This window comes from Chitinophaga sp. CC14 (assembly GCF_048957795.1).
Lineage (GTDB): Bacteria > Bacteroidota > Bacteroidia > Chitinophagales > Chitinophagaceae > Chitinophaga > Chitinophaga ginsengisegetis.
The window spans coordinates 2,231,041-2,244,667 of record NZ_JARBFY010000001.1; the positions used below are offsets into that span (position 1 = coordinate 2,231,041).

General features: G+C 45.9%; 9 protein-coding genes. 6 read left to right on the forward strand and 3 right to left on the reverse strand.

Annotation, left to right across the window (positions count from 1 at the left end; genetic code table 11):
• Positions 1-54: 54 nt before the first annotated feature.
• The 5 genes from PV783_RS09065 to PV783_RS09085 all read left to right on the forward strand — a co-directional run bounded on the left by PV783_RS09065 (position 55) and on the right by PV783_RS09085 (position 7,900).
• Positions 55-2,106, forward strand: coding sequence for a hypothetical protein (locus tag PV783_RS09065; RefSeq protein WP_420987791.1), 2,052 nt, complete (start codon positions 55-57; stop codon positions 2,104-2,106).
• A gap of 9 nt (positions 2,107-2,115) precedes the next feature.
• Entirely contained in the window at positions 2,116-3,681 is a 1,566-nt protein-coding gene (locus PV783_RS09070; protein WP_420987792.1) for a T9SS type A sorting domain-containing protein, read from the forward strand.
• 113 nt (positions 3,682-3,794) lie between these two features.
• Entirely contained in the window at positions 3,795-4,484 is a 690-nt protein-coding gene (gene cmk, locus PV783_RS09075; RefSeq protein WP_079469065.1) for a (d)CMP kinase, read from the forward strand.
• Positions 4,485-5,153: 669 nt separating this feature from the next.
• A complete protein-coding gene (locus tag PV783_RS09080) occupies positions 5,154-7,076 on the forward strand; it encodes a tetratricopeptide repeat-containing sensor histidine kinase (RefSeq protein WP_168771472.1) in 1,923 nt (640 codons plus the stop codon).
• A 59-nt stretch (positions 7,077-7,135) separates the two neighbouring features.
• On the forward strand, positions 7,136-7,900 hold the full coding sequence (locus PV783_RS09085; protein ID WP_079469063.1) for a LytR/AlgR family response regulator transcription factor: 765 nt from the start codon (positions 7,136-7,138) through the stop codon (positions 7,898-7,900).
• 268 nt (positions 7,901-8,168) lie between these two features.
• Here the strand turns inward: PV783_RS09085 and PV783_RS09090 are convergent, their stop codons facing one another.
• Positions 8,169-9,392 (reverse strand): 4-hydroxy-3-methylbut-2-enyl diphosphate reductase, encoded by a 1,224-nt coding sequence (locus PV783_RS09090; RefSeq protein ID WP_420987793.1) that lies wholly within the window; start codon positions 9,390-9,392, stop codon positions 8,169-8,171.
• A gap of 35 nt (positions 9,393-9,427) precedes the next feature.
• Positions 9,428-10,306, reverse strand: coding sequence for a rhomboid family intramembrane serine protease (locus tag PV783_RS09095; protein ID WP_420987794.1), 879 nt, complete (start codon positions 10,304-10,306; stop codon positions 9,428-9,430).
• A gap of 354 nt (positions 10,307-10,660) precedes the next feature.
• Between PV783_RS09095 and rpsA the strand changes: the two genes are divergently transcribed.
• Entirely contained in the window at positions 10,661-12,565 is a 1,905-nt protein-coding gene (gene rpsA, locus PV783_RS09100; protein ID WP_079469060.1) for a 30S ribosomal protein S1, read from the forward strand.
• Positions 12,566-12,642: 77 nt separating this feature from the next.
• On the opposite strand, the gene hxpB is transcribed toward rpsA, so the two are convergent.
• Positions 12,643-13,302 carry a hexitol phosphatase HxpB gene (gene hxpB / locus PV783_RS09105; RefSeq protein ID WP_079469059.1) on the reverse strand — a complete coding sequence of 220 codons (660 nt, stop codon included), beginning with the start codon at positions 13,300-13,302 and terminating at the stop codon, positions 12,643-12,645.
• Positions 13,303-13,627: the final 325 nt, after the last annotated feature.

A 13,627-nucleotide genomic window follows, 5' to 3' on the forward strand; every position in this document is an offset into this window, starting at 1 on the left:
TGTGGAAATCATAGCCGTTCTATTCCTTTGGGTACATTCCTTAAATGTTGATGTATGAAGCTGCAAGGGCTTATAAAAGTATGCGCTGCAATGCTGTTTTGCTTAGGCACTCAGCAGTTGACGGCACAACAATTAAAGCTGGGAACTAATCCTTCTCTGATAAAACAATCTGCTTTACTTGAGCTGGAAAGCAAGAAGCAGGCACTCCTCCTTACCCGTATTGCAGATACCAACCAGATCGTCACCCCGGTGAATGGGATGATCATCTACCTGGAATCCGATAACACTTTCCGTGTCCGGGCCAATAACTACTGGACAAAACTGATAGCTGATGGCGCCGCCATCAAATCAATCAATAACGATTTTTCTCCCGCACAGGAAATTAAAGCCACGTATACGCCCGGCGGCACTTTTGGCTTTGCTACTGCCGGCGGTATTCATAACCTTACTATCCCGGATGCTTCTCTTACTGCGCCCGGATTTGTTAACTACAGCGCCCAGTCGTTTAAAGGACTAAAAAACTTTACGGAAGGACTGCAAACCTACTCGCTGCGTGTAACCAACGACGTTAGTACACCCATAAAAATATTAGGAAAGGATGCCAGTGGTGATGTGGCCTCCATGACCATTGATAATAACTTATCCATCACCAGCGGGCAACTGGCCGTGAAGAACACAATTAAACTATGGAACGCTAATAAGATAGCAGACTACGATGTATTGTTTGGTACCGCTCCCGTTAACAATGACGTACTCACTTTTAACGGTACACAATGGATTGCCAAAGCTGCGGCAGCCAGCGGCGTTACTTCGGTTGGCTTGTCGCTGCCATCTTTGTTTAATGTAACCACGCCAACGGTAACTACTTCAGGAACGTTAACGGCTACACTGAATACGCAAAATGCCAACCTCGTTTTTGCCGGCCCCGCCACAGGAGGCGCAGCTGTACCTGCTTTCAGGGCATTAACAATAGCTGATCTGCCGGCGAATGCTTTTATTCAGAACACTACTACCACACAGGCATCTTCAAATTTTGATATATCCGGAAGCGGTGTAATTGGCACAACGCTTACTGTGAAAGGGTTAACACCGGGTTCTATCCCGTATGTGGGAACCGGAGATGTAATTTCCGAGAATAACGGACAGTTATTCTGGGATGCAACCAAGTCATTGCTGGGAGTGGGCACCGGCGCGCCTGTGAATAAAGTGGAAATATCAGGCCCTCCAACTACAGCCGCTCCTTTCTCCGCGAATACTTCGGGTCTTCGTTTAACAAACCTGGCCACTGCTACTCCGGCAGCCGCTACTTCTAAAGTACTTTCCATTAACAGCACCGGGGACGTTATCTTAACAGATAACCCGGCCACCACCAACTGGCTTACGGGTGGTAACGTGGCTACGGCAACGCAGTTCCTGGGAACTACCAATGCAGTGGATATGGTAGTGAAGTACAACAATAAAGAGCTTTTCAGGGGATCAAGAGGACAAACAGCTGCGGAAACTTTAGGGGCGGATTTTTCAGCATATACTTTAACCTTATTTAACGGTGCAACGAAGTTTAATGGGCATCCGGTAATCATCCGCGCCAACGGAAATGATGTACTGGCATTTGAAGACGCCGCAGGTGTGCCCAGATGGCACTGGAATATGTTGGGTAACGGATTAAATTTTGTGGAAACCAACGTACAGGATTATCGTTTGTTTCTGCAGAATGGAGGGAATGTAGGTGTGGGAACCAATACGCCTGCTGCCTTACTGGATGTAAATGGTACTGCGAAACTTGGTGCTACCGGCACTGTTTTAAATGGTGTATACAGGGCCTCAAATATTAATTGCGCTAGCATAAATGGTTCTACCGGAACAACCAGTGTGCCCAATAGTGCCACGGCAACCGCAACGGTAACATTCAATATTGCAGGGCCTACTGTTGCATTGGGTGGAAATGTTATCATAAACCCCCGATTTGATTTTCCTTCCACTTTGCGCTTAATTTCTTCAAGAGTATCCGCTGATAACACGGTGACAGCAATTTTTGTCAATACTGCCGGTAGTGCATTCTCTTTGTCAGGAACAGGTAAACGCTTCGATATTACTGTAATCCAATAAAAAACATTGGTGAAGAAATTATTGCTGATATTATCCCTTTTATTTTTAGTGGGCTTCACCTCCGCCCAGCAGGGTGTTTACATCCCTGCCGGCGCCACCGTATGGCTCGCCGGTAATACCAACGTAGGCATCTTCGCTGATATGACGAACAACGGTATCCTCGGCTCTAATCCTAATACCACCTTTTATTTCCTCAGCAAATTATGGACTAACGGAAACGGTGCTACGCTGCCGGATGAAAGTGCAGATGGTACCTCCGGCACCGGCGGCACCTTCCTCTTTTCCGGCGCCGGTCAGCAAAGGGTTTTTGGCGCTTACAGCTTTATTGCCGGAACAGGCGCCAGCTTTCCCAACCTGCAGCTCAATAACCCCGCCGGCTTACTGCTGGAGGATTTCACCGATCTGAAGATCAGGAATAACCTTCATTTTGCCAGCGGACGTATTTATCTTAATGGCTGGAACCTTCAGGTAGGCGATAAAACACCCGGTACCATTACCGGCTACAGCGACTACCGCTATGTGGTTACCGGCAAAGGGATCGCAGGTGGATTATTGTACCGCGCCGCTATCACAAATGCAGCCGGAAAAGTAGTGTTCCCGGTAGGAACAGATGACTATAGTTATTCACCCGCCGCGGTGCTCATTACCGGCGCAAAAGACATGATAGGCGCCCGTGTATACGACAGCGTATTTACCGTGGCCGCCGGTGGCAGGGCTTACCCCGACAGCTTTGTGAACAAATCCTGGAATATCCGCCGGGCAGATAACAGCGGGGGAGAAGTAGATGTAATCCTGCAACACATGGATGTCAGCGAATTACCGGCCTATGCCACCTCGCGCGATAGCAGCTTCATTACCCGCTTCGTTGGCGGAGTATGGGACGCTGTACCCGTAATCACCACCAGGCCACTACCCGGTACATTAACCACTGTTGCCATGACTCAGCCGGCGACCATGCACCTCCGGCACTTCGACGGGCTAGGCGCCAGTGAATATTTCACAAAAACGGCTTTGATCGGTTCTGCCAAACCAGCCATGTTCCTCAGCTTTGAAGCGTATAGAATTGCCCCGCTACTGGTGCAGCTGGACTGGACCACCAGCCGTGAAATTTATAATGCCACCTTTGAAGTGGAACGCCGCTATGAAAGACAGGAAGCCTTCGTTAAAATCGGCGTACTGCCAACAAAAGCCGTCAACGGCAATAGCAGTGTACCGCTGAGCTATACCTTCCCGGATGTGAATGATTATGACGACTGGACCTATTACCGCATCAAGGCAGTAGGCCGGAACGGCAAAATTACCTATTCCGAAATACGCGCAGTACCACCGTTTGTACAGATCAAGGTATTCCCGAACCCGAATAACGGTAACTTCAAAGTCACTATTCGCGGTATCCGCGGCGATATGCTGATGCAGCTGCACGACACCTGGAGCCAGGTAATGCGCCAGTACGAGGTAAGAAGGGATGCCGAGGTGAATATCTCAGATCTGCCGTCAGGCGTCTATTTCCTCGTAATTTATCATAAAGATACCATGAAAGTGGCCTACACCTGTAAGGTGGTAGTAGCCCAATAAAAGGCTGGAATTTCCTTCAACCGGAAATTCCAGCCTTTTGTTTTGATTTCTCGGAGATTTGCCCCAATTTTGTAGAGTTCTTCCCTATAGGCGATTCATTTAAACAGATAGTTTTGAAAAAAATAATCATCACGATAGATGGCTACTCTTCATGTGGCAAAAGCACTTTGGCCAAGCAACTGGCTAAAAAGCTGAACTATACCTATATAGACAGCGGTGCTATGTATCGTGCGATTACCCTTTACTTTATTCAAAACAGGATCGACTGGATGTCGCATGAAGCAGTAACCACCGCATTGGAAGATGTACACCTGGATTTTGTTCCCAACTCCCTCACAGGGCTCAGCGAAATGTACCTCAACAATGAAAATGTGGAACACCTGATCCGCGAAATGATTGTAGCTGAAAAGGTGAGCGAAGTTGCCGCCGTAAAAGAAGTACGCGATCTGGCCGTAGCACAGCAAAAGAAGATGGGCGCCCGTAAAGGCATCGTGATGGATGGCCGTGATATCGGCACCGTGGTATTTCCCCACGCAGAACTCAAGATCTTTATGACCGCCGACATCACTATCCGCGTTGAACGCCGGTTTAAAGAACTCTATGAAAAAAATAAGAACATTACCCTCGAAGAAGTAAAACAAAATCTCGAACTGAGAGATTATATCGATGCCAACCGCGAAATAAGCCCGCTCCGCAAAGCAGAAGACGCTATCATACTGGATAACAGCCACTTGAACCTCGATGACCAGCTTCAACTGGTGATGCAATGGGTGGAAGATGCTATTATGGCGCACTCCTCATAAAATATTATTTCCTTTTATTAAAACTCTTTTATACATTTGCTATGTGACTTGTAGTCACCAACCCAATAATTTTTCCACATCCTCCCGAATTTCCAGTAGAATTTTATTTTCATGCCCGAATGATGTCAACTTTTATTGACCATTTCTGCATAGCCAACCTGATCCTCCCTGAAAAATACTGCTTAGGCATTTTTTGTATGGAAAAGTCACTGTGCCATTGATTTAGTGTAGTCGACCTGTATAAGACATTAAGAACAAGTGCGTAAGACGCGTTATCATATATCGTGCTTTCGGAAACGTCTTATCCTAGCTATATCCACAAAGGACCCTTTGCTATTAACCGATTATAATGTTGCTATAATATAAAATTTAGTCTGCGTGAGCATAACCGCTGCCAGCAGGCATTTTAAAGGTAATGTGGGATGGCGTGGTACGCCACGGCCGTTCCATGTTTTCAGTAGGTGTATTCGGTTAATAGGAAGAAGGGGCGAATTCTTTCGCCCTTTCGCTTTTTAAACTTTTTGATTGTCAGTGAAGCAGGTTTGCCCATAGCGTTATCCCGTTTAACCGGATATCTTTAAATCGCTACGCGTTATTCGTAATTCTTTTTTTAAATTGTGTAGTCACACAGACCAGCCAATGTCTATAAAAGGTGTATGTTTTTTATGCTTGCTCCTGTCAGGGGCCTGTTTTGAGGCGATAGCCCAGGACTCCCTGCGGATATACAACCTGTTCGATTCCGTTCGCCGGCTCCCTTCCGATACCGGGAAAGTGTCTTTACTGCTGAAAAAAGGCGGATTAAATAACCGTTTCTTTGAATCACATAAAATAGAAAATCCTTTCTGGCAGGAAGCACTCACCTTATCGCTTCAACTCAAATATCCAAAAGGAGTATCGCAGGCATACAATGAACTGGGAACCGCAAAAAGGAATAAGTCGCTGTACATCGTTGCGGAAGATTACCACGAAAAAGCACTCAAAGCCGCAGAAGACGCGAAAGATACTTCCCTTATCGTATTTTCCCTGAATAACGCCGGGGTGGATTGCCGGCGGCAGGATAAATTGCAAAAGGGATTTGACTACCACGTAAAAGCACTGATACTGGCGGAAAGGATCAACGATATCCGCAACGTTTGCGTGGCTACCAACAGTATCGGGAATATCCAGCTCACCACGGAAAAATATGCAGATGCCATCACCCATTTTAACCGCGCCCTCGAACTGGAAGAGAAAAGCAATAACCAGCTGGGCGTAGCCATCAATCTCGGTAACCTCGGATACGCATACCAGGGGCAAAATAAACTGGACCTGGCTATTCATTACTATAAACGCTCTCTTGCCATCAACCAGAAAATGGACCGCCCCATCGGTATGGCAATATGTTATAACGCCCTCGGCGCCGCCTATAAAGAAAAGAAAGATTATCCGGCGGCAATGGAATACCTGAAAAAAGCGCTGGAAGTAAATGATAAGGTAGATGATAAGGTGCATGTGGCAGAAAGCTACCTCAGTATCGGTAAACTGCTGGGGGCACAGGGAAAACACGACGAAGCCAGGAAATACATGATGCAATCTATCGACATCAGTACTTTCTGGGGCTTCAAAGCCATGCTGATGGATGCTTATAAAGCACTCGCAACAGACTTTAAAGAAAGCGGGGAGTTTAAAAAATCACTGGAAGCCACCGATAAATCATTGCTGTACAAAGACAGTATCCTTGACGAAAAATCAGCAATGGCGCTTGCACAGATGCAAACCATCTATGAAGTAGACCGGAAAGATAACCAGATCCGTAATCTCGAACATGATAAAATGGTGAGTACCCTGCGTACCAAACGTAATGTGGTGATCACTTTTTTCCTGGCCGCCTTCCTGTTAATGGCTATCGTGGGCGGCTTTTTCTATATCCGTCACCGTAACCTGAAGGCCAACAAACAAACCTTACAGCTGGAGCTGCGGTCGCTCCGCTCCCAGATGAATCCACACTTCATCTTTAACTCCCTCAGCTCTATCCACCGGTACATCTGGAGCAACAACCAGGAGGAAGCGTCAGACTACCTGACCAAGTTTTCCCGGCTCATGCGCCTTATCCTCGATAATACCCAGCACACTTTTGTTACATTAAATAAAGAACTGGAATCATTAAGGTTGTATCTTGACCTGGAATCATTGCGCTGTAACGGTATCTTTGAATACCGGTTTCTCATAGATGCAGATATTAACGATGATGAAGTACTGATACCCCCGATGATATTACAACCATATGTGGAAAACGCCATCTGGCACGGACTCGTGCATAAGCACCCGGATGAAAAAGGGATTCTTGATATTGAAATCTTACTAAAAAAAAGAAGCCTGGTATGTACTATTACAGATAATGGCATAGGCAGAAAAAAAGCAATGGAGATAAAGGAAAAGAAAGGCCGGCTGCATAATTCTGTAGGCATGAAAGTAACGGAAGGCAGGATAGACCTTATCCGTAAGATTAATAACAAAGAAGCAAAAGTAACGGTAACAGACCTGGAAGATGAAGCCGGAAACGCCACCGGAACAAAGGTGACTATTATTTTACCCGCAGAATTTATATTTTAGTTTACTCACTGATAAACCATAAAACAGCTGATAGCTAACAGCTAACAAAAGCTACTTGTATGAGCGAAATAAAAGCTATCATCGTTGATGATGAGCAACACTGCATTGATGCACTACAAACGATGTTACAAAAAAAATGTCCCGGTGTACAGGTGATTGGTTGGGCTAAAAGTGTGAGGGAAGCAAAGGAAATGATTGATGAACTACAGCCGGACCTGGTATTTCTGGACGTGGAAATGCCATATCAGAACGGGTTTGAGCTGTTGAAGCTATTTGAAAAGGTATACTTCGACGTTATCTTTACAACAGCCTATGAACAGTATGCTTTAAAAGCCATTAAGTTCAATGCGCTGGATTACCTGCTGAAACCCTTTAGTGTAAAGGAGTTGCAGGATGCGTTGGAAAAATGCAGGGAGAAGAAAGTGAACCGGCCAAAGGACCAGGGCATCTCTCCGATGGAAGTGTTTTTGCAGAACATGAAAACAATACAGCAAACACACAAGAAAATTGCATTACCTACTATCAACGGCCTGGTGTTTATGCCCGTGCAGAACATTGTCCGTTGCGAATCTACGGGTAACTATACCCGCATCTTTTTTACAGATAAGAAAAATCTCATGGTATCCCGCCCCCTGAAAGAGTTTGAGGAGTTACTGTCTGATGTGGATTTCTTCCGGGTACACAATTCACACCTGATAAATATGCAGCAGATGCAGTCTTATATCCAGGGAGAAGGAGGCTTTGCGCTCATGAGTGATGGCACGCAGGTGGAAGTGTCCAGAAGACGCAAAGCAGAGTTCCTGAAAAAGGCAATGCAGTTCTAAATGGTGATTTACAGCGTATTCGTAGATGAGCGTATTCCGATTTTATTCGTTTTTATGCCAGTTATGATTAATTACCTACCATATAATAAATGGCTATTGCGGGCATATTAGAGATAAGCTACTTTTGAATTACGATTTCAATATAAACGCAATATAAAGATTTTATACTCTGCATTACTAGCGTGATTAGCCCCAAAGAAAAAAGACACCACGTGGTGTCTTTTTTGTTTTTATGATTTTTTAGCCAGTTTTATACAGATAGATATTTTTAGTCAATTATAGCCATTTCATCCGCTTTGTGCTCCAGCTGGTAAAACGAAAGCAGCCGGCGTATCACGCCTTCAACGAGGGCGTCCGGACAGGAAGCGCCGCTGGTCAGCAGGATCGTCACCTTTTCCTTTTCCGGTAAAAAGCTACCGGCATTGATCTCTTCTTTATGATGAAAGTCCCAGTGATTAATAGCCCTTGAGGAGAGCATTTTTTCGGGAGATGATATAAAATAAGTAGGCAGCTTTTCTTCACACAGTTCCACGAGGTGCGAAGTATTGGAGCTGTTGTAACCGCCCACTACAATGGCCAGGTCGGCAGATTCCTGCAACATACCGGTAACGGCCGTCTGGTTATCATTGGTGGCGTAACAGAGCGTATCGCGGGTATCTGCAAACCTTTCCCCGGCGGTGGCTTCTGTGAGCTGGAAATGCGTCATCATCACCTGCCGGATGTAATCGGCAATGGCCTGTGTTTCGGTAGCCAGCATGGTGGTTTGATTCACCACGCCTACCCGCTGCAGATCTGTAACCGGGTTAAAGCCGGGTGAATATTGTCCTTTGAACAAAGCATTAAACTCATCGGGTTTGCGCTGCCCGGTGATAAACTCCGCCAGCAGCGCTGCTTCTTTTATATCCTTCACTACTATGGTCGGCGTGCCGGAAGCGCTGTGGGAAAAGGTGGCCCTGGTTTCTTCGTGTTTTGGTTTGCCGTGTACAATTACGGTATAGTTTTTCTTACCGATCTGGTCGGCCTTGTTCCATACACGTTCCACAAAGGGGCAGGTGGTGTTGTATTTCAGGGGCTCAATACCCAGTGAGGCCAGTTGTTGTTCGGTTTCCAGGGTGGTACCAAATGCAGGGATGATCACAATATCATCTGGCTGCAGGCTCTCCCAGGGAACCAGCTGATTGCCGGAGGTATCCATAATAAACTGAACGCCCCTGTCCAGCAGGTCGTTGTTTACATGTGGGTTGTGGATCATTTCACTGAGCAGGAAGATCCGTTTGTCCGGATTTTCGTCCACTGTTTTAAAGGCAATTTCAATGGCGTTTTCCACACCATAGCAGAATCCGAAGTGCCGGGCCAGTAAAATCCTGAGCGGACCAAAATCCAGCTCGGTGGGCGTGAAGTCCTTTTTCATGCGGTCCTGCTGTTTGCGCTGGTTTTTGATGGCGCTGATCAGCGGACTGCGATATATAACCGGAACGTTAAATGTTTTCATGTGTTAAATGACAGAAAATTGAAGGACAAAGTTAATCAGTTTTCTTTGCTCACTTTGTCCAGCCATGCTTTTTCTTCGGCGCTGAGGCTATTATAGCCTTTTTCATTGATTTTATCCAGCAGCTGGTCTAATCTGGAAGGGTCTCTGTCTTCAGCTTTTTTTACCACTTTCAGGGGTGATTTCTTGGGTTTGAATTTACGGGTAACAGCCTGTTGCTGGCGGCGGTTCCTGAAATCAAACAGCCATATCAGGGGCTGGCAGAGGTCAGTACCTGCCTGCAGGGTGCGTATGTACAGGAAGCCCAGCAGGGAACCGCCCATGTGGGAAATCAGTCCGCCGATGTTACCGTTGGGGATGGAAATCAATCCCAGCACCACGAGGGCCATGGCCAGCCATTTCAGTTTCACGCTGCCCAGGAACATCAGGCCAATTTCAAAGTTAGGCATCAGGGTAGCCGCTGCCACCAGGATACACATAATGGCTGCTGAAGCGCCCACCATGGTAGTGCCTACGTAGCCTGGAAAAAGACTGGCACTCAGCAGGTACAGTAAACCGCCGGCAATACCACCCAGTAAATAAAGGGGGAGTACCCGTTTATTCCCGAGAAAATCCCGGAACAGGTTACCAAACCAGTAAAGGTTGATCATATTAAAAAGGGCGTGGAATATTTCCACATGCGTAAACATGTAGGTAATCAGCCCCCAGGGCTTTAAGATAAATGCACCGAGCGGCACATTCATGGCCAGTTGTTGATATGTCCATTCAAAAGGGGTAGGCTGCTTGGTCAGGAATGCAATTAGACGCAGAATATTTAACCCCAGGAAGATGACGATATTCCAGAAAAGCAAATAATTGACCGTGTTTCCCTGCCTGAGCCAGTAGCGAATATCCGATTGAAATGAGGTCCCGTTCATATACACAAATTAAAATAAAATCCGGGATTAAATAATAGTAATTAACATTTTGAACGCAGGAAAAGTAAGCCTGTTCACTGCTAATGAATATCATCTTTCCTGTATCTGTTAACAACAATTAATCCGGATGCTGGTTCTTCCTGCGGCAAAAAAAATGCCCGTTTACGCAGTTTAATTTTTTGTCGTAGTAAAATTATTAATAATGCAATTTAAAAATATCTGAAAAGACCACCCCATACCGCAGCGGAAGGTGATTTTCTTCAATAAAAATACGCATAAACGGGTATTTTTTCGTATTTTTGCCGTCCCATAAAACAGGGTATCCGGGTATTCCGGGTAAAATTTTAATTTTTTATGAGCGAAAACAACATTTCTAACGAACAAAACGCTGAACAACAGGCTCCGCAAGCAGCTGCTGCGGTTGAAACAGCGACACCAAAGGCACCTGTAGCAAAAGTTGAAACTGCACACGACGATTTCGACTGGAGCGTTGACAAACGTAACGTTTCTTCTTACAGCAAAGAAGAAAAAGAAAAGTACGACGTGACTTACGACAGCACTTTCAAGGTGTTTGAAGAAAACAGCCTGCTGACTGGTACTGTTGTGGGTTTAACCAACACAGATGTAGTGATCAACATCGGATTCAAATCTGATGGTTTGATTTCTCTGAACGAATTCCGTGATTTACCAGGTCTGAAGATCGGTGATGAAGTGGAAGTGCTGGTAGTAGAAAAAGAAGACCGCGATGGTAACCTGCACCTGAGCCGTAAACAGGCCCGCCAGAAACGTGCATGGGAAAAAATCGTGGAAGTTTACAAAACAGGCGAAGTGGTTACTGGTACCGTTACCAGCAAAACCAAAGGCGGCCTGATCGTAGATGTATATGGTATGGAAACATTCCTGCCGGGTTCTCAGATCGATGTGAAACCAGTTACAGATTACGACCAGTTTGTAGGCAAAACTATGGAGTTCAAGGTGGTGAAAGTAAACGAAACCATCCGCAACGCCGTTGTTTCCCACAAAGCGCTCATCGAAAGCGATATCGAACAACAGAGAGTGGATATCATCAGCAAACTGGAAAAAGGCCAGGTGCTGGAAGGTACTATCAAAAATATCACCGACTTCGGTGCATTCATCGACCTGGGTGGTCTGGACGGCTTACTGTATATCACAGATATCAGCTGGGGCCGTATCTCCCATCCGAGCGAAGTACTGCAGATGGATCAGAAAATCAACGTTGTTGTGCTTGACTTCGATGACGAAAAACGTCGCATAAGCCTGGGCTACAAACAACTGACCCCGCATCCGTGGGATACTTTACCAGCTACTATCACCGAAGGTGCTAAAGTAAAAGGTAAAGTAGTGAACATCGAAGATTATGGTGCATTCCTGGAAATCATGCCAGGTGTGGAAGGTCTGGTTCACGTATCTGAAATCTCATGGGCTTCTACGCCAATCAACGCTAAAGAATTCTTCAAATTAGGAGAAGAATACGAAGCCGTTGTAGTTACCCTGAGCAAGGAAGAACGCAAAATGAGCCTGTCTATCAAGCAACTGACAGAAGATCCATGGTCTACTATCGAAACTAAATTCCCGGTTGAAAGCCGTCACAAAGGTATCGTGAAAAACATCACTCCTTATGGCGTATTCGTTGAACTGGAAACTGGTATCGGTGGCATGATCCACATCTCTGACCTGAGCTGGATCAAACGTTTCAACCACCCATCTGAATACACTAAAGTAGGTAACGAAATAGATGTAGTAATCCTGGGTATTGATAAAGACAACCGTAAACTGAGCCTCGGTCACAAACAGATCGAAGAAGATCCATGGAACACTTTTGAAACTATCTTCCCGATCAACTCCGTACACGAAGGTACCGTTGTGAAGAAAGATGATAAAGGTGCTACGGTTCAACTGCAGTACGGTCTGGAAGCTTACGCTCCTGCACGTCACCTCAGAACTGAAGATGAAAAACCAATCAACGTTGAAGACGTGAAAGAATTCATGATCATCGAATTCGATCGCAGCGAAAAACGTATCCTGGTTTCTCATACCAGAGTTTGGGAAAAAGCACAGGCTGAAGAAAAACAGGCTGTAGTGAAAGAGAAGAGAGAAGAAGCTGACAAAACCCGTAAGGCTGTGAAAAACATCCAGGGTAAAGTGGAAAAAGCTACTTTAGGTGATCTCGGTGCTTTAGCTGAACTGAGAGAAAAACTGAAACAATCTGAAGGCGGCGAAGAAAAAAGCGCGCAATAAGATCCGGTTTCATTAAATAATAAATCCCGCTTCGAGTAATATCGGAGCGGGATTTTTTTATAGGAAGATTTTATACTTTACTTTATCAGCAACGACAGCTTCGCGTCGTTAAATTCCAGCAAACTGTCCAGCTTCATATTAGCCAGTGCATACCGCGGATCATGCCGGTTATGCGCTTCTGGTACCACCACCGTGGTCATCCGCGCCGCCTTAGCCGCCGTCATACCCGTTACGGAATCCTCAAAAGCTATACAATCCAGTGGATCACTGCCCAATGCCTTGGCACAGGCCAGGTACACCGCCGGGTGCGGCTTACCATAATCCTCAAACTCAGCAGAGTACACCGCCTGAAAAACATCTTTTATCTGTAAATGTTCCAGCGCAGCATTGATCAGGCGCAGTGGGGAAGAAGAAGCCAGTCCCATTTTGAACCCTTTCTCCCGGAAATATTGAAGGATATACGGTAACCCCTCCATAGGATGGCCCTCCGCTTTGATCTTATATATCACACTATCAATAATTTCATTTACAACCTGCTCCGCACTCTTTCCTTCCCATTTATAGTAATTATGCCAGTAACTCACCACTTCCTTCGTGCGCAGGCCGGTGGTTAAATGCGTAAGTTCGGGCGAGAGGTTTACGCCCACCGTAGCAAACACTTCCCGCATGGCGATGCCCCACAAAGGTTCTGAATCTATCAACAGGCCATCCATGTCAAATATTACCGTATCTATCATATGTTTTTTCCGTTTATGCGCGGCAAAGATAAGAAGTTATAAGGGGAGATCACAGTTAGCCGGTAACTGTTTACCAGCCTGCATTTCCGCTTCAAGTCCACCTTTGCTCCGGGGATGCTTCCGGGATGCTTCGGGTTAAACCCGTATTTGTTCCTTCGGGCGTGCCCCTGGCTCTCCGGTCCCATAACAATAAGTTATACGCCATAAACTTTGGTTATCACGCCACTGCGGTAACCAGCCAGGTAATTCCCCCTGAATCCCTCCCTAATCAGCGTTTACACAGTTATGTCAACTGCAAACCTGCTGCCTCCGCCAATTTCCCCCC

Bases quoted from the DNA above. Each gene is read 5' to 3' on its own strand.
- PV783_RS09065 (WP_420987791.1), top strand. From the start codon at position 55: ATGAAGCTGCAAGGGCTTATAAAAGTATGCGCTGCAATGCTGTTTTGC.
- PV783_RS09085 (WP_079469063.1), top strand. From the start codon at position 7,136: ATGAGCGAAATAAAAGCTATCATCGTTGATGATGAGCAACACTGCATT.
- PV783_RS09090 (WP_420987793.1), bottom strand. From the start codon at position 9,392: ATGAAAACATTTAACGTTCCGGTTATATATCGCAGTCCGCTGATCAGC.
- PV783_RS09095 (WP_420987794.1), bottom strand. From the start codon at position 10,306: ATGAACGGGACCTCATTTCAATCGGATATTCGCTACTGGCTCAGGCAG.
- rpsA (WP_079469060.1), top strand. From the start codon at position 10,661: ATGAGCGAAAACAACATTTCTAACGAACAAAACGCTGAACAACAGGCT.
- hxpB (WP_079469059.1), bottom strand. From the start codon at position 13,302: ATGATAGATACGGTAATATTTGACATGGATGGCCTGTTGATAGATTCA.